Raw genomic sequence first — 16,100 nt, forward strand, 5'->3', positions numbered from 1 at the left:
TCATGCCCGAGCACGCCGACCCCGGCGCCGTCCAACTGCACGTGGCCGCCGCCGCCGCGATCCGTGGCGGCGACGGCGCGGGCGCCGAGGCCGCCATCCGCGAGATAGTTCTCGAATCCGCCACCGCCGTCGCAGATCTCGGTACCACCACTACTCAGCCGGAAGAAGCGCACTGAGCCGCAGCGGGCTCCGACCACTACGGTGCGGGTGTAGAACACGCTCTGCGATAGATGATCTCGGCGACGTTATGTGAAGTCCGGATTCATAGAGCAGGCTGGTGGTATGACCGAGGTGATCATCCGCAAGGCCCGGGCAGAGGACGAGCCCGCCCTGGCCGACCTGAACTGGGGTACGTGGTCGCCGGCGAGCGAGATCACCCCACGCCCGCCTCGCGGAGCGCAGTTCTTCCACGAGGCGAGTCGACCCGAGGACTATCTTGTCGCCGAACTCGAGGACCGTGTTGTCGCCTATCTTCGCCTGGTTCAACCGATTCCGGTGCCGAGTGCCGCGCATGTACGCCAGATTCAGGGCCTTGCCGTGGACGAATCCGCTCGCAATAACGGAATCGGTCGTGCGATGTTGACAGCGGCGATGGCAGAGGCCCGGCGGCAGGGTGCAACCCGCCTGACCCTCCACGTGCTGGCGACCAACGACGAGGCCCGCCGCCTCTACGAAAAGTCCGGCTTTGCCCTCGAAGGCACACTTCACGGCGAATTCTTCGTCGACGGACGATATATCGATGACCTCCTCTTGGCCCGGGCCCTCTAGCGATGTGCTAACCCGGGATCTGTGCGCCGAGAGCTGCGCCGGCGCCGGCGCCGAGGGTGGCGCCGAGGGCGCCGCCCGCAACACCGCCGATACCGATGCCGATGATCGTGGTGGCGGGGCAGACGGGTACCACGACGACGCACCCGATGGCGCCGCCCACGACTGCGCCCACACCGACGCCGATGACCGTCCCGACCACCGTGCCGACCTGCTCGCCGACGAGTGATTGCGTCATTCCAGCGGCGACCGGCTGCACGGCAACGGGTTCGACTGCTGGAGTTTCGGCCTGCGCCATGCCTGCGCCGGCCCCGAGGAGTGAGGTGGTGATGGCCGCTGCCGCTGCGATCTTGCGAATCATGGTGTCCTCCTGGGAGTTTCCTGGAACATCACGATTGTGGTCCGAAAATGGGCTGCGGATAGGGGGATTCGGATTAGTGCTGGGAGTTGGCCGCGGCCAGCAGCCCGGCGCGATCGGTGACGATGATCCGCCCGCGCCGCAGCGCGACGATGCCGCGCTGTTCCAGATCGCGTAGCACCCGGTTGGCGGTGACCCGGGTGGTGCCGGCCATCGACGCCAGATCGTCCTGGGTAAGCCGGATTTCGGCGATCGGCGCGGGTCCGCCGTAGATGCGAGCGAGGTTGGCCAGTCGGCGCACCACTCGCGCCTCGACCGGAAGATAGAGCGCCTCCAGCACATTCGCCGACAGTCGCCGCACCTGTTCGACCAGGGTGGCGGTGAGCATGCGGTCGATGCCGGGATTGGCGGCGCGCAGCACCTCGAGCTGAGCCCGGCTCAGGGTGAGTGTCTCGGCATTCTCCGCCGCCTCCACGGTCGCGGTTCGTTTGGCATCGGGGCTGAGTACCGCCAGTTCGCCGAACGAATCGCCGGGGCCGATCATGGTCAGGGTGGCGGTGTAGCCGAGCGGGGTCGCGACCCGGATCAGTAGCAGCCCGGATTGGATCAGATGCAGGCAGTCGCCGGGATCACCCTCGTGGCACAGGATTTCACGGCGTTTGAAGCGGCGGGGGATGCAGGAGGCGAGGACCTCGCGGCGTTCGGCGGGATCGAGACTGCGCAGCAGTGTGAAGTCGGTGGTCAATGCAGGCCCCGCAGGACGAAGCAGGTTACCGGCTCACGCCGGCCCTTCACCGAGATCGCGTGCAACGGCTGCACGAGCGCCCGGGAACCGAGCTGGGTCCGAGTGAGCGGCCCGATCACCACGTCACCGGGCTGGGCCACGCCCTGCAGCCGCGCCGCGGTATTGGTGGTGTCGCCGATCGCGGTGTAGTTGCGCATCTGTGCCGCACCGATATTGCCGACCAGAGCCGGTCCGGTATTGACCCCGACTCGGAACCGCGGCCAATCCGGCCGGCCCGCCGCGATCTGCGCGACAGCTTGCTGGAGTACCAGCCCGGCCCGGGCGGCGCGCAGCGCGTGATCGGGTTGCGCGATGGGCACATTGAACACCGCCATCACCGCATCGCCGACGAACTGCACCACCACACCACCCTCGCCCAGGATGACCGGCACGATGGCCCCGTAGTACGTGTTCAGCATCTGCACTACCAGCGCGGGATCGGTGTGCTCGGCAAAGGGCGTGAACCCGCTCAGATCCGCCATCAGCACGCTGACCTCGGAGATCCGGCCGCCCAGATCGGCCTCCGCCGGATTGGCGAGCAATGCGGTGGCGACCTGTGGGGACATGTACGAGCGGAACAGCTCATCCAACTGCCGATACAGCCGGGCATTCTGCTCCAGCACGGCGAACTGACGTTCGGTGAGCCCGAACCGTTTCGACAATTCGACACCGACCGAGCCGAGTGGCTGATTCGCCGGCACGCCGCCGACCGCGCGCTGTCGCAATACCTCCGCCATCTCGGTGAGCGCCCGGCTGTAGTCGCGCTCCAGTGCGGCCATGGTCTGGTTCAGCGTGACGCTGTCGAACAGGCCCAGTGCCGAGCCCTCCCGCCGGAATTGCGCGTGACTGCTCAGTGCGATCAGCGCGAAGGCGGCCACCATCAGCACATGCCATTCCCACCAGGACGCCTGCCAGCTGCGCCCGTAGCCGACCGCCAGCAGTGCCTCGATGAGCAGCACGAATGCGGTCAGCACGCTGAGCAAAAGCAATCCGCGCCGGCGATAGAACTGGCGAGCGTAGGCGATCACCGCACCCAGATAGGACAGCGAACCCGCATAGGCGACGATGACCAGGGGCCGCGATGTCTCAGTGGCACTGGGCATTCCGTCGAACGGCGGTAATCCGGTGAGCGAGAACGCCGCCCACACCACCAGCGCCACCACCGGCAATGCCGATAGCAACCACACCAGCCGGTTCAGCCGGGCCGCGGCGACGGGACCGTATTCGATCGCCGAGGCCAGCGCGGCGAATCCACCCAGGGTCAGCCCGACCGGAACCGCGTACACGAATCCGGCATTGGGCATTTTGATAATGACGCCCGGCGTGGTGATCGCGTGCAGGCCCAGAAATCCCGCCGCGAACTGGAACATCAACGACACCAGGATGAGTCGCACATCGCGGCGGGTTCGTGCGGCGCGGAACAGGATGATGCCCAGCGTCATTGCCAGGGTCGCCGCGGCCAGTACCAGCCAGAAGTGCTGCGGATGGTGTTCGTAGTGGGCGTCGAACTTCGGATGCGACAGCAGCAACCACAGCCCGGCCGCGGGAAGGGTGATCGCCGCGGCCCAGGTGAGCACGCTCACTTTCGACACCACTGAACCCTACTCAGCGGACCTCATCTGTCGAAATGCTCGCGGCGCCACCGCAGGACGGAGTTGGTTCAGCGATGCCGGTCGTAGTCGTAGCCGTGGTTGTCGTGGTCGAACCGCTGCCAGTCGTTGAAGTGGCCGCCATGCCAGTAGTGGGTGTCGCAGTAGTGGTAGTAATGCCAGTCGAAGCCCCTGTCCCACTCGCACGACGGCTCGAACCAGGTGCGAGCACCGGTCGTTACCGAAGTCTGTACCGGCCCGGCTGTATCGGGCGTAGCCGCACTGGCGATTCCGGCTCCGGCTCCGCCGATAATGGCGAGTGCGGAGAGCGTGGCGGCGGTCCGGCGGAATGCACTGATCATGTTGTTCTCCAAGTGTTTTCGCTTGCCGTTCGGCTGGCGTTCGGTCTGACACCAATATTGGGCTCATTGGGAGAAGAGTTCTGCCACCGCGACAACACTCACTGTGTATCCGCGCTTACACAACGGGCCGGCCTGCTCCCGACCTGTATCGATACATCGATAATGGCCCGTATGGAGACTGCGGAGTTGGTGGCTGAATTGGTTGCTGCGTATCGAGGTGGGCCGGCGCCGCTGGTGCAGATGGGTGATCCGGTGTTGCGGCGGGTGGCGGAGGCGGTGGACGGGCAGGTGGGGACGGAATTGCTGGGGGAGTTGGTAGAGATTCTGTTCGCCACGATGCGGTCGGCTCCAGGAGTGGGTGTCGCAGCGCCGCAGATCGGTATTCCGCTACGGGTGGCGGTGCTCGGGGATCCGGCGGGTGTGGCGGAGGAGGTGGCGGTGGCGCGTGGGCGGCGGCCCCTGCCGGAGTTCACCATTATCAATCCCGCGTATACCGCCGAGGGCGCCGAGGTCGGATTCTACGAAGGGTGCCTGAGCATGCCCGGATACCAAGCGGTGGTGAGTCGACCCGAATCTGTTTGTGCGACATATGAGGATCTGGACGGCACCCGCCACATGCAGCAGCTGACCGGTTGGCCCGCCCGCATCTTCCAGCACGAGACCGACCATCTCGCGGGCATCGTGTACATCGACAAGGCCCGGACCCGATCGGTGAGCACCAACGAGAACCTGCAGCAGCGGTGGGCGCAGCCCACACCCGCGGAAGCCGCACAGGCGCTGGGGTTTCCGCTGCCCTGACCAGGTTGATATCCGGCGGCCCCGCCGCGTCGGTCACCATCGTCAGTGCGGGGCCGGGTTTCGAATTGTGCTGTGCCGGTGCAGGAAATCGACGGCGGCGTCGAAGAACGTGGTGGCCTGGGGGAGGTTGAAGCGATACTGGTATTCGTGGTCCAGGCCCATGTTCTCGTAGAAGACGGGGGTGGTCGGAACGGACCGCCGGTCGAGGGCGGACACCAATTCGTGGGACTGGCTTGCGAAGTGGTCGCGATCGCCGACTGTGATGAGCGTGGGCGGATAGTCGGCTGTTATGTGCCGCACTGTGGAGAGTTGGTCCAATTGGCGGAATTCCAGCCAATTCCGTTGTCCGACATACGCTGCCATGAACGTGTTCAGTGCGAAGAAACCGGATGTCGCCACGGTGGTCATATCGTAAGGGCCGCAACACAGAATGACGCCGCGGAGAGCTCGAGGGCCGACCGCGGCAGTCAGGTTCATGATGTCGGCGAGGCCGGGATTCGTCTCGACGGCGGCGGTCTGACTGGCAAGTTGAGCTCCGGCGGAATCGCCCCCGACGAAGATCCGGCTCGGGTCGCCGCCGAATTCGGCCGCATGCGCACGCAGGTGATGCAGCGCGGCATTGGCCTGGCGCACCGGCACCGGGTAGTGCAGGCCTGGGGCGAGTGAATACTCCAGGCTCGCGACCACAAACCCCTGGGCGGCCAGCATGGTCGCGTATGGGCCGACCGCGCCACTGCTCCCGGCGATGAATCCGCCGCCGTGAATCCACAGCACAATGGGCTGCCGGTCACCGGCCGAGCCCTTCGGACGATGGATGTCGACCGAGGCGGCCGGTGCATCCGTGACCGGAAAGCTTTGCCCCTCGAGCACATGGACTTTCGCGGCGTATTCGGCCAGGTTGCCGGGCGGCGTGAACGGATCGATCTCGAATGCGCGCTTGACCACTGCCACCCGGGTGGAGAACGGCAACAGGCCGAGCACCAACTCGGCCGCCCGTAGCGCGGCGGCGGTGACGTTCGGGCGAGTCATGACCGGCTCCGGTGGCGCGAAGCGGTCAGATATCGGTGAGTGATCGTCGTCAAGGCATGGAAGCCGAGCGATCCGGCGGCCAAGCCGTCGTAGAAGTGGTTGGCGAACGGCACTCTCACGAGGGTGACGTCGATACCGGCCTGCTCGGCGGAGGTCACGAAGTCGTACACCGATTCGGGTGGCACCAGACTGTCCCGGGTGCCCTGCAGGATGAGTGTCGGCGGCGCCTGCGGTGTGAGATAGGACGAGCAGTCGACGACGGCGTAGCGCTCCGGAAACCGCGCCGGTAGCCCGCCGATGTACTGCTCGATGTCCTTGTCGATATGCAGAATATGATTGACCAGAGCCGCCTGCGGGCTGACCACCGGATAGTTCGCGACAACCGCGAGTGGTATCGGAAGGTGGTCTACCGCAAAATCTTTCCCGGAGGCGAGCCGGTACGCAAGGATCAGCGCGAGGTTCCCACCGGCCGATTCCCCCATGACGATCGTTCGCTCGCTGTCTCCGCCCAGCGCCCCGGCATGTTCGGCGGCCCACGCGTACGCACGAGCCACATCGGCGGACGCCGTGTCCCAGGTCGGCCGATCCGGCTGGGCCAGACGGTATTCCGGGCGGATCACCAGCCAGCCGTGATCGGCGAACCACCGCATGGTGGCCGGCAGGCGCGTATCGCCGGTGAACCCGCCGCCGTGGATGTAGAACAGCACCGGCACGCCATCACCGGAGGGACGATAGATTTCGACGTTCAGATCCTGCCCATCGACGGTCGCGTACGTCTCGGTGTCATCCGCCGCGCCGGTCATGGGACGGATTGCGAAGGACCGCAATGGATTCACCGATCCACCGGCGGTACGCACGGTCCGCAGCAGCGCCGCCGTCACCACCGCCGAACCCACCGCGCCCACGCCGCCGAGTACCAGCAGCACCGCACCGATGGCTGGATGCCGCGTATGCGACCACCACCCGATACCTGCGGCGCATACTCCGACAAGCACGAAATGCGGTGCGAACGTAGGCATTACGAGGACCGCCACCGCGCCGGGGAACCCCGACCGGCTGACGAAGGCCCCCAGGCAGAGCAGCGCAACGACCGCCGCAACGGCCAGCGTGAGTCCGAGGACGATGCCGACCAGCACGCTCATGACCGGAAGCTGTCGACCGCCGGATCATAGATAGCTACGGCCAGCGTGGTATCGCTCTGCCCGTAGTAGGCGAACCACCTGCCCCGGAAGTGAACCAGCCCTTCGACGAAGGTGACATTGGCGACCATTCCATGGGTGTCCTCGAACGATTCCGGGCGCAGCCACGGCTGGGTGGTCTTGGCGATCACCCGGGTCGGATCGCTGGGCGCGATGGCGATCTGCCCGCAGCGGTAGTCGACATCCTGCGGAGAGGTCGCGGCGGCCGAGTTGGTGAGGAACACCATGAGCCCGTCGGCAGTGGTGACCGGCGGTGCGCCGATCTCCACCAGGGTTCCATCCCAATTGCCCGGCGTCGGAGTGTGAATCGGCTCGTCCTGCGGGCACGGCGTCCACTGCAGCAGGTCCTCGGAGGTGGCGTAGTAGATGCAGCCCTCGCCGAAATACATGTAGTACTTGCCGTCGATCGGTTCGGCGTGGATGACACCGGCCTTGTTCCAAGGGATTTCGGGCCCGTAAGGCAGCGTGCCCCAGGTGTTGAAGTCGGGGAACAGTGGACCGTGCTTTGTCCAGGTACGCAGATCGGTCGAGGTCGCCAGGCACAGTAGCGAGCTCGGCCCGGTCGGACCGCCGGTGTAATCGCCGCTGTGGCCCGTGTAGGTGAGGTAGTAGGTGTCGCCGATCCGGGTGATGCGCGGATCCTCACAGCCCTGGCGCTCGTAGTCGAATTCCGGTGAGAGCAGCGGCTCACTTTCGCGCTCGAAATGAATTCCGTCGTCGCTGAAGGCGATTCCGATGTGCGACACCTTGTCCGCCGCGTGCCCGCGGTAGAGCAGCGCTACCCGGTCGTCGATCACAATGGCTGCCGGGTTGTAGAGGTTGCCCGACTGCCAGCCGTCGCCTGTCGGTTCCAGGATCGGATTGCCGGTGTAGGGCGTGAACGGGCCGAGCGGGAAACTCGCCGGTGGATTGGCGCGCGGTCGGGACACCCGCGCATCGATGGTGCCCAGTGCCGCGACGATGGCCCGCAACAGCTGCTGCTGTCCCGCCTCGGACGGATGCACGCCGTCCTCCGACCAGTAACCCGGGCCGACCTCCAGACCGGAGAAGACATCCAGCGCGCCCGGAACCGCGGCCAGCACGGCCCGGCGGCTCGCCACCAGATCCTCCGGGTACCAGAAGTTGCCCTCGGCCCGGTTGGCCTCGACAGCTGCGGGATCGACGACCGGGAAGGACGGGATCACGATCACCTTCGCGCGTGACTGCTCGGCCGCCATGCGTTCCAGCTCGGCCAGATTGCGTGCGGTTTCGCCCGCGGAGGTCATCCGTACGGCGGCCGTAGTCCCTTCCCGCCGTGCGTCATTCGCGCCCAGCATGATGATCACCCAGTCCGGGTCGAGCGCGAGCGTGGCCTTGAAGGCGGGAATGGTCTCGGTACTGGTGCGCCCGCTCACCGCGCGGTTGACCAGACGCACACCACGTTCGGCCAGGATGGTCCCGAGCAGGTTCGCCCAGCTGTACGCGGCAGCGGTCAGCGAGTCGCCGGCGACGACCACGGTCTGACCTGCGGCGAAGGGCAGCCGGTCGAGGGCGGCGGCGAATTCGGGCTCGGCTGTCATCTTCGCCGCGGTGGTCCGCAACCCGTCGCGCAGTACGGTGCGAATAGTTTCGAGCTGCTCCTCGGACAGGCCGAGGGTCTGTGCGATGAGGCCGGACTCGGCGTCCGGGCCGACGCCGAAGCCTTCGAACAACAGACCGGGGGTGAGACCCGCGGCGGCCACGAGTTCGACGACACGGGATGGGATGCCCTGCAGCGGGCCGGTCTGAATTGCCACCGAATTGGTCATAGCGTTCCCTCACTCGAAAGTCGGGACGGGCTGTAGAACCCGTCGGTCCGGAGGTGACGGTTCTGGGCAAGACCTGGTCTGAGTCAAAGCGTACGCTTGAAAACTAAAGAGCACTAGGTTTTCATTGGGCCGAGCGCGCCGTGCGGTCGGGCGCCAAGGCCGCGGCGAGCTGTTCCATATCCGCCACGACGTCGATGTCCGGATCGCGAAGCCACCGCAACTGCAGGCCGTCGACCGCAGCGACCAGTATGCGCGGCAGCCAATCGTCCTCGTCGTCGCCCTGCCCCAGCACGATGCGCAGCAGATCGCGCAGCGCGGCGTCGCGGCGGGCCAGAAATGCGTGCGCGGGGTGATTCGGGTCGGCGGCCGCGACCGACATATCGACGAAAAGCTTGACCTCGCCCGGGGTTTCGTAGGTGCGCTGGATGGCGGCGAAGATCCCGTCCCAGGTCGTCAGGTCGAAGGACTTCCGTGCGACCTCGTCGCGTGCCTCCAGCACGGCCACCAGCATGTGGTCCTTGCTGTCGAAATAGTGCAGGATCCCGGCCTCGGTCATGCCGAGTGAGTCGGCGATCTGCTTGAGCGAGGGCTGCTGGTTGTCCGCCGCGCCGTACGCCGCCAGCGCCGCCTGCAGAATTTCCGCACGCCGAGCGAGCCCCTTGGCGTAGGGACCGCGGCGTGCTCCGGGTGGCATGGATAGAAACCTAACTCACCAGTTGCTCGTCGATATCACCTTGCGGAAGGTTTCCACCGCGTCGGTCGGAACGCGCCGCAGGGTCGAATCGCTCGCGGCATCCACCGAGTACAGCCCGAAACGTGGTCGGTAGCTGCCCCATTCGTAGTTGTCGGTGAGGCTCCAGTAGAGCATGCCGACAATGGGGACGCCGCGGTCGCGCGCCCGGCTGATGGAGTCCACGACATTGAGCAGCTGCCGGCTGCGGGTCAGCCCGTCGGCGCGGGGTGCTCCGTTATCCGTAGGCATGCCCGATTCGATGACGAAGATGGGGATTCCGGGGTGCTTCGCGGCGTAATAGCCTGCGATGGAACCGATTCCGTCCGGCGGCTGGGGGATGTTCCACGGCGTGCCCAGCGCCAGCTGCTGCATGCCCTCGGCATCGATATCCGGGTAGTAGATGTCCAGTCCCAGGAAATCGAGATACCCGTCCGCTACCTGGTCCAAGAAGGCAGCATCGGCCGAAACCCGCAGGGCCTCAGGAAGATTTCCGGTGGCCTCGTTGCTCGATACCGCGGCGTCCGGCTGAGCGAACTTGATCGCCGCGTATGCCCGCTTGTGCGCCGCAACGATATTGGCGGCCATGGCCGTACTCTGCTCCGGCGTCAGCGCGCGCATTCGGGTGTCCATGAGAACGTTCACCGCGGGCTCGTTGAACACCAACCACCAAGGGCACGAGCCGAGCTCGTGCACCGCGGTCTCCACATAGCCGAGGAAATGGTCGACGGTCGAGGCCGCCACCCAGCCGCCGTCGTCGAGAATCCAGGTGGGATAGACGAAGTGATCCAGCGTCGGCATGGGCTCCATCCCGGCCTCGCGGATCGCGGCGACCACATCACGGTAGAAGGCCCAGCCTTCGTCGGACCGCCGTCCGCGTTCGGGCTCCACCCGGGCCCAGTTCACGCCGAACCGGAAGACCTTCGCGCCGAGGTCCTGGGCGAGCGCGATGTCCTCGAGGTAGCGGTGCCGGAAGTCGACGGCCTGGTGATAGGGCTCGAGATCCGCATGTTTGCCGTCGTCCAGGTAGATCTGCCAGTTGCAGGGCGGCATATCGCCCTCGGACTGGAAGGCCGAACCGGCCACGCCCCACCGAAAACCCTTGTCCCATACCATAAGTCGCCGTCCTTTCGTTATATCGATCCGGTATCCGGGTCGATCCTCCAGGCGCTTGCGTCGAAGCTGTGACTCAAAATTGAAGGGTACTAGGTTTTCGAGGTTTCCGGTGTACTCCGGCGCAGGGCGCCGATCATGTCGAGGGCGATCTGTCCCGCATCGCGGCGCGCTTGATCGCCATCGGCGGCCTCGGCGATACCCCAGGCCATTTCGGTGAGAAGCCCGTAGATGGCGCGGACGACGAGGTCGGTCGCGCGGGGCTGGAAGATGCCGGCTTCGGTGAGCTCCTCGACCACATTGCGCACCAGGCCGAGCATGTGGCGCTCGTCGAGTTCGCGCCAGCGGTCCCAGCCCAGGGCGACCGGTCCTTCCTGCAGGACGATGCGCTGGTACGGCACGCTGGTGCATTCGTCGAGGAACGCGTCCAGCGCCTGGAGTGCGTTGTGCCAGGCGTCGTCTTCGGTGAGCTCGCCGGTCAGGCGGCCGGTCAATTCCTCTTCGATCTGCTCGAAGACGGCTTCGAACAATCCCTGCTTGCCCCCGAAGTGGTGGTACAGCGCTCCGCGCGTGAGGCGGGCGGCGCGGGCGATCTCCTCGGCGGACAAGTCGGCGTAGCGCCGTTCGATGAACAATCGGCGACCTGCGTCGAGCAGGGCAGATCGTGTCGCTTCGGCGTATTCCGCGCGTAGTCCCTTGACAGCCACACCGGCAATAGTACTCTCACATACATCGTGTATTTGAAATGCAAGGTGTATATGAATGATTGATCTCAGGGATGTCATCGTGGTCGGAGCCGGCGCGGCCGGGCTGGCGGCCGCACGCGCGCTCACCGCGGCCGGGCGTGATGTGGTGGTGCTCGAGGCCCGGGACCGGGTCGGCGGGCGCACGCTCAATGTCGAGGTGCCGGACAGCGACTCGTATGTCGAAGCCGGAGGCATGTGGGTCGGGCCGGGCCAGGATCGAGTGCTGGCATTGATCGACGAGCTCGGGTTCTCCACCTTCCCGACTCACGACAGCGGCGAGCACATCGGAGAATTCGGTGGCCGGGTCACCCGCTATCAGGGGCGCATTCCCCGGCTGAATCCACTGGCGCTGGCCGATATCGGGCTCGCGCAGCTGCGACTCGATCGCGCCGCGCGCCGAGTACCGCTGGATTCGCCGTGGACCGCGCCCGATGCCGCCGAGCTCGACGGTCAGACCTTCGGCACCTGGCTGCGGAAACATATGCATACCGCCACCGGTCGTGCGTTCTTCCGCCTCGTCACCAATGCGGTGTGGTGCGCGGAGCCGGAGGACATGTCAGCGCTGTGGGCGCAGTTCTACATTCATTCCGGCGGTGGCATCGACTCGCTGATCAATACCACCGGCGGCGCGCAGCAGGATCGGGTGATCGGCGGTACGCAGGGATTGTCGATCGCAGTCGCCGAGGAATTGGGTGATCGCGTCATTCTCGACGCTCCGGTGTCGGAGATCGAGTGGAGCGATACCGAAGTCCGTGTGCGAGTGGGTAATCGGCAGTTTCGCGCGCGGCGCGCGATCATCGCGGTCCCGCCGCCGCTGGTGTCCCGGATTCGATTCGCTCCGGACCTGCCCTCCGAGCGCGCCCAGCTGCTGCAGCGTTTGCCGATGGGCTGGACGATCAAGATCAATGTGGTCTACGACGAGCCCTTCTGGCGCACGCAGGGACTGTCCGGGCAGGCCAATAGCGATCGCCGCCCGCTCGGCACCGTCTTCGACGCCGGCCCGCCGGACGCCGAACCCGCTGTCCTGGTGGGCTTCCTCGAAGCCGGTCACGCGCAGGCCGCCGCGCGTCTGACGCCGAAAGAGCGGCGCGACTTGGTCATTGACGATCTGGCAGCCTACTTCGGACCCAAAGCACGTAATCCGGTGCACTACATCGAGCAGGACTGGGCTGCCGAAACCTACAGTAGAGGCTGTTACGGAGCCTTCGCGACCCCGATGACGTTGACCCGCTTCGGTTCCGAACTGCGCCGCCCGGTCGGCCCGCTGCACTGGGCCGGCACCGAAACCGCGACCCGCTGGGCCGGGTACATCGACGGCGCGATCGAATCCGGACACCGTGCCGCCCAGGAAATCATCGAGCAGAACAGCGTCATCTGAAGGGTCGGAAGATGGGTACATTCACTACACGTCCTACATTGCAGGGCACGTTCGGCATGGTGTCGTCCACCCACTGGCTGGTCTCGGCGACCTCGATGGCGGTGCTGGAGGACGGCGGCAATGCCTTCGATGCCGCCGTGGCCGGGGCGTTCGTGCTGCACGTCGTCGAGCCGCATTTGAACGGGCCGGCCGGTGAGGTGCCGATCATTCTCGCACCGGCCGGACAACCACCAAAAGTGCTGTGCGGGCAGGGACCTGCGCCGGCGGGCGCGACAATCGAGCACTACACCGCCCTGGGGCTGGAGATGGTGCCGGGCACCGGGCCGCTCGCCGCGGCGGTGCCGGGTGCGTTCGATGCCTGGATGCTGCTGCTGCGTGACCACGGTACGAAGCGGCTGGCCGAGGTGCTGGCCTACGCCATCGGATATGCCGAGCAGGGGCACCCCGTGCTGGAGGATGTCGGGTCCACGATATCGGCGATGCAGAACCTGTTCGAGGCCGAGTGGACCACGTCGGTGCCGGTGTACCTGCCCGCTGGAAAGCCGCCTGCGCCAGGTGAATTGCTGAAGAATCCGGTACTGGCGCAGACCTGGCGGCGAGTGATCGCCGAGGCCGAGGCCGTCGGTGCGGACCGCGATGCTCAGATAGCGGCCGCGCGGCGGGTGTGGCGGGAAGGGTTCATTGCCGAGGCGCTGGTCGCCAGCGCCGCACGGCCCGCCATGGATACCTCGGGCACACGGCACGCGGGCACGCTCACCGGTGCCGATCTGGCGAACTACCGTGCGACGTACGAGGATCCGGCCACCTACACCTGGAACGGCTGGACGATTGCGAAGGCCGGGCTGTGGAGCCAGGGCCCGGTATTCCTGCAACAACTCGCCCTGTTGCCCGAAGAGCTGGACTACGGCACGGCCGACTACTTCCATACCCTGATCGAGGGCTCGAAGCTCGCGATGGCGGACCGCGAGGCATGGTACGGCGATAGTGCGGACATTGCGATGGACGCGCTACTTTCTCCGGACTACAACACCGCACGTCGTGCGTTGATCGGCGAGGAGGCGTCCTACCGGCTGCGGCCCGGCACTCCGGACGGTCGGTTGCCCATGTTGGGTGAACATGTGGATTCTGCTGCACTGCAAGATATTCCACTGGGTGCCGGAGAACCCACCGTCGCCAGGACGGGCGCTACCCGCGGCGATACCTGCCACCTCGACGTTGTGGACCGCTGGGGCAATATGGTCGCCGCCACGCCGAGCGGTGGCTGGTTGCAGTCGAATCCCGTTGTCCCCGAGCTGGGATTCCCCCTGGGCACCCGCTTGCAGATGGCCTGGCTGGAGCCCGGCCTGCCGAATTCGCTTGTGCCCGGCCGACGCCCGCGGACCACGCTCAGCCCATCTCTGGCACTGCGGGATGGCGAGCCGGTACTGGCGTTCGGCACCCCGGGTGGCGATCAGCAGGACCAGTGGAGCCTGCATTTCTTCCTCGCTGCCGCCCTCGGCGGAAAGGTCCGCGGCGGTTGGGATCTGCAGGGCGCCATCGATGCGCCGAACTGGCATCAGGACAGTTTCCCGGGCTCGTTCTATCCGCATGCGATGAATCCCGGTGGGGTGACCATGGAATCGCGGGTCGGCGTCGAAATCCTCGCCGATCTGCGCCGTCGCGGCCACCGGATCACCGTGGGCGAACCGTGGTCGGAAGGTCGCATGTGCGCTGTCGCCCGCGACCCCGCGACAGGCGTGCTGTCGGCAGCCGCCAATCCGCGTGGGATGCAAGGCTATGCGGCCGGTCGCTGAGCATCGTCACCGAACACGATCGAAGAGAGTTTTTGCTATGCGCACCATGGTTCTAGCGGCGCTTGTCGCCGTGACCAGGCTCCTGATGATCGTGGCCGGCCTCGACCACGCCCGCCCGGATCTCCACCTCACCGACTTCCTCCCAACCCACTGACGGCTACGCAGCTTCGGCACCGGACCGACTCGGTAAATGACCCCTACTCGAACTGGGTCGCAGTACTTTCGTACTTGTGAAGGTCAAAAACATGATGTGTCACAGTGCGGTCCTAGCTCTGTTCACTCTGCTTTTGTCCACGCCGGCGGTCGGCTCGGCGGGCCGGGAGGCTGTGCCGGATGCGGGTTTGCCCGCAGCGCTGCGTACGGCGGTCGGCCGGGATCTGGGACTGCCGCCACTGGAGTATCTGCGCCGTGCCGACCTGGCTCAACGGCTGGGTTCCTTCGCGGCGGAGCAGAACCGGCAGTCTCCCGGGGCGCTGAGCGGAATCCGGCTCGATGCTGACGGCCAGGGGGTGGTGTCAGTGGCGCCCGGCCATGATGACGTCCGAATCGCGGCGCGGCAGGCCGGTTTCCTGTCGGCCGATGCCGATGTGGCGCAGTGGGATCCGCGTGCGGACCGGATCGACCAGCGGCTTTCCGGGCTTTCGGACGCTGCTGACCTCGGCGAGAGCGCGGGCGGTGACGGCTATATCGCTATCGCGCGACCGGAGGGGGCGCCGCTGGTTTCGAATCAGAAGGGCAGCCTGTGCTCCTGGGCGTTCAATGGCGTGGCTGGTGATGGCAGTTCGGTCGCGCTCACCGCCGGGCACTGTAATTTGCTCGCGCTCGCAGACGAGCCGAACATCAGCGATCAGAAGGCATATCAGCTGTTGTCCGGCCGCAAGCTCGGCGAATTTCTCGGTTCCTTCGAGAGGTCGGTCGTCGACGGAATACGTGATTATTCGATTGTCCGATTGGATGACGCTGCGCGGAACTCGTTCGACAACAATCTGGTTCGGGGGCCGGTCGGCGCCGCCGCGATCGCCGTGACCGGCGTCGGGGTTCCGGTTGTGGGCGCTCCGGTGTGTAAGTCGGGTGTCACCACGGGATTCACCTGCGGCGTGATCACCGCCGTGGATCAGCCCGATCCATTGCGGCCACCGATCCGATTCCAGCACACCGCACTTGCCCTGCCCGGCGACAGTGGCGGCGCGCTCATCTCCGGAACTCTGGCAATGGGCCTCGTGAGCGAGGGCGGCGTGAGCAGCGAACCGGGATTCTCCGATGACAAGCCGGGAGTGCTCGGCACCCCGGGCTCGCCCACACTTCCGATCGATCTCGGCCGCATCCTGCAGCAGATCGGCCCGGAACGTCTCGAGCAGATCGCCCCGTTCATCGCACAGCTACTACCGTTGGTGCCGCAGGTAACCATGACCGCCCAATCGGCCGCCGATATCCTCGCGGAGAATCCGGGCCTGCGGATCCGCACCAGCTGAGGCCGATACAGCTGTATAGGGCGCATGAGTATCGCCGCGGAACACCACGGCCCCGGCCGTCGGCACCATGATGTCCCACGTCACCGTGGGACCCCCTGCACTATCAGAACATTGGGGGTCACTCGCCAAATCTGGCCTCTCGCTGTGATATTCGATACGCGCGAGGGGCGGATTTCCGCGACACCCCGAGTTTCGGG

Annotated in this window: 15 protein-coding genes; 5 read left to right on the plus strand and 10 right to left on the minus strand. The window is 66.1% G+C overall.

Annotated features, from left to right (window positions below):
- Positions 1-282: 282 nt before the first annotated feature.
- Positions 283-768 (plus strand): GNAT family N-acetyltransferase, encoded by a 486-nt coding sequence (locus JWN03_RS11210; protein WP_297613582.1) that lies wholly within the window; start codon positions 283-285, stop codon positions 766-768.
- 7 nt (positions 769-775) lie between these two features.
- Here JWN03_RS11210 and JWN03_RS11215 read toward each other — a convergent pair whose 3' ends face one another.
- The 4 genes from JWN03_RS11215 to JWN03_RS11230 form a co-directional block, all read right to left on the minus strand.
- The gene (locus JWN03_RS11215; RefSeq protein ID WP_297613584.1) at positions 776-1,126 is read right to left on the minus strand and encodes a hypothetical protein; all 351 of its coding nucleotides are present in this window, start codon (positions 1,124-1,126) and stop codon (positions 776-778) included.
- Between the two features lie 73 nt (positions 1,127-1,199).
- On the minus strand, positions 1,200-1,868 hold the full coding sequence (locus JWN03_RS11220) for a Crp/Fnr family transcriptional regulator (RefSeq protein WP_297613586.1): 669 nt from the start codon (positions 1,866-1,868) through the stop codon (positions 1,200-1,202).
- Positions 1,865-3,499 carry an adenylate/guanylate cyclase domain-containing protein gene (locus JWN03_RS11225; RefSeq protein ID WP_297613588.1) on the minus strand — a complete coding sequence of 545 codons (1,635 nt, stop codon included), beginning with the start codon at positions 3,497-3,499 and terminating at the stop codon, positions 1,865-1,867. The genes JWN03_RS11220 and JWN03_RS11225 overlap by 4 nt, the downstream gene beginning before the upstream one ends.
- A 68-nt stretch (positions 3,500-3,567) precedes the next feature.
- The gene (locus JWN03_RS11230; protein ID WP_297613590.1) at positions 3,568-3,858 is read right to left on the minus strand and encodes a hypothetical protein; all 291 of its coding nucleotides are present in this window, start codon (positions 3,856-3,858) and stop codon (positions 3,568-3,570) included.
- A gap of 171 nt (positions 3,859-4,029) precedes the next feature.
- Here JWN03_RS11230 and JWN03_RS11235 point away from each other — a divergent pair, with 171 nt between their 5' ends.
- The gene (locus JWN03_RS11235) at positions 4,030-4,656 is read left to right on the plus strand and encodes a peptide deformylase (protein ID WP_297613591.1); all 627 of its coding nucleotides are present in this window, start codon (positions 4,030-4,032) and stop codon (positions 4,654-4,656) included.
- 42 nt (positions 4,657-4,698) lie between these two features.
- Here JWN03_RS11235 and JWN03_RS11240 read toward each other — a convergent pair whose 3' ends face one another.
- From JWN03_RS11240 to JWN03_RS11265, 6 genes are all read right to left on the minus strand, one after another.
- Entirely contained in the window at positions 4,699-5,685 is a 987-nt protein-coding gene (locus tag JWN03_RS11240; RefSeq protein ID WP_297613594.1) for an alpha/beta hydrolase, read from the minus strand.
- Positions 5,682-6,827 (minus strand): alpha/beta hydrolase, encoded by a 1,146-nt coding sequence (locus JWN03_RS11245; protein WP_297613596.1) that lies wholly within the window; start codon positions 6,825-6,827, stop codon positions 5,682-5,684. Before JWN03_RS11245 ends, JWN03_RS11240 begins: the two co-directional genes overlap by 4 nt.
- The gene (locus JWN03_RS11250; protein WP_297613597.1) at positions 6,824-8,671 is read right to left on the minus strand and encodes a GDSL-type esterase/lipase family protein; all 1,848 of its coding nucleotides are present in this window, start codon (positions 8,669-8,671) and stop codon (positions 6,824-6,826) included. The genes JWN03_RS11245 and JWN03_RS11250 overlap by 4 nt, the downstream gene beginning before the upstream one ends.
- Positions 8,672-8,792: 121 nt before the next feature.
- Positions 8,793-9,365, minus strand: coding sequence for a TetR/AcrR family transcriptional regulator (locus JWN03_RS11255; protein ID WP_297613599.1), 573 nt, complete (start codon positions 9,363-9,365; stop codon positions 8,793-8,795).
- A 15-nt stretch (positions 9,366-9,380) separates the two neighbouring features.
- Positions 9,381-10,517 carry a family 1 glycosylhydrolase gene (locus JWN03_RS11260; protein ID WP_297613601.1) on the minus strand — a complete coding sequence of 379 codons (1,137 nt, stop codon included), beginning with the start codon at positions 10,515-10,517 and terminating at the stop codon, positions 9,381-9,383.
- Positions 10,518-10,606: 89 nt separating this feature from the next.
- Positions 10,607-11,221: a TetR/AcrR family transcriptional regulator gene (locus tag JWN03_RS11265; RefSeq protein ID WP_297613603.1), complete on the minus strand. Its 615-nt coding sequence runs from the start codon at positions 11,219-11,221 to the stop codon at positions 10,607-10,609.
- A 55-nt stretch (positions 11,222-11,276) separates the two neighbouring features.
- Here JWN03_RS11265 and JWN03_RS11270 point away from each other — a divergent pair, with 55 nt between their 5' ends.
- The 3 genes from JWN03_RS11270 to JWN03_RS11280 all read left to right on the plus strand — a co-directional run bounded on the left by JWN03_RS11270 (position 11,277) and on the right by JWN03_RS11280 (position 15,903).
- The gene (locus JWN03_RS11270) at positions 11,277-12,638 is read left to right on the plus strand and encodes a flavin monoamine oxidase family protein (RefSeq protein ID WP_297613605.1); all 1,362 of its coding nucleotides are present in this window, start codon (positions 11,277-11,279) and stop codon (positions 12,636-12,638) included.
- Positions 12,639-12,649: 11 nt separating this feature from the next.
- A complete protein-coding gene (locus JWN03_RS11275; RefSeq protein WP_297613607.1) occupies positions 12,650-14,431 on the plus strand; it encodes a gamma-glutamyltransferase family protein in 1,782 nt (593 codons plus the stop codon).
- A gap of 287 nt (positions 14,432-14,718) precedes the next feature.
- Positions 14,719-15,903 carry a S1 family peptidase gene (locus JWN03_RS11280; protein ID WP_297613609.1) on the plus strand — a complete coding sequence of 395 codons (1,185 nt, stop codon included), beginning with the start codon at positions 14,719-14,721 and terminating at the stop codon, positions 15,901-15,903.
- Positions 15,904-16,100 lie beyond the last annotated feature (197 nt).

It is taken from the genome of Nocardia sp. (assembly GCF_025465275.1).
In the GTDB taxonomy this organism is placed as follows: domain Bacteria; phylum Actinomycetota; class Actinomycetes; order Mycobacteriales; family Mycobacteriaceae; genus Nocardia.

Bases quoted from the DNA above. Each gene is read 5' to 3' on its own strand.
- JWN03_RS11275 (WP_297613607.1), top strand. From the start codon at position 12,650: ATGGGTACATTCACTACACGTCCTACATTGCAGGGCACGTTCGGCATG.
- JWN03_RS11250 (WP_297613597.1), bottom strand. From the start codon at position 8,671: ATGACCAATTCGGTGGCAATTCAGACCGGCCCGCTGCAGGGCATCCCA.
- JWN03_RS11230 (WP_297613590.1), bottom strand. From the start codon at position 3,858: ATGATCAGTGCATTCCGCCGGACCGCCGCCACGCTCTCCGCACTCGCC.
- JWN03_RS11270 (WP_297613605.1), top strand. From the start codon at position 11,277: ATGATTGATCTCAGGGATGTCATCGTGGTCGGAGCCGGCGCGGCCGGG.
- JWN03_RS11235 (WP_297613591.1), top strand. From the start codon at position 4,030: ATGGAGACTGCGGAGTTGGTGGCTGAATTGGTTGCTGCGTATCGAGGT.
- JWN03_RS11215 (WP_297613584.1), bottom strand. From the start codon at position 1,126: ATGATTCGCAAGATCGCAGCGGCAGCGGCCATCACCACCTCACTCCTC.
- JWN03_RS11210 (WP_297613582.1), top strand. From the start codon at position 283: ATGACCGAGGTGATCATCCGCAAGGCCCGGGCAGAGGACGAGCCCGCC.
- JWN03_RS11255 (WP_297613599.1), bottom strand. From the start codon at position 9,365: ATGCCACCCGGAGCACGCCGCGGTCCCTACGCCAAGGGGCTCGCTCGG.
- JWN03_RS11245 (WP_297613596.1), bottom strand. From the start codon at position 6,827: ATGAGCGTGCTGGTCGGCATCGTCCTCGGACTCACGCTGGCCGTTGCG.
- JWN03_RS11260 (WP_297613601.1), bottom strand. From the start codon at position 10,517: ATGGTATGGGACAAGGGTTTTCGGTGGGGCGTGGCCGGTTCGGCCTTC.
- JWN03_RS11240 (WP_297613594.1), bottom strand. From the start codon at position 5,685: ATGACTCGCCCGAACGTCACCGCCGCCGCGCTACGGGCGGCCGAGTTG.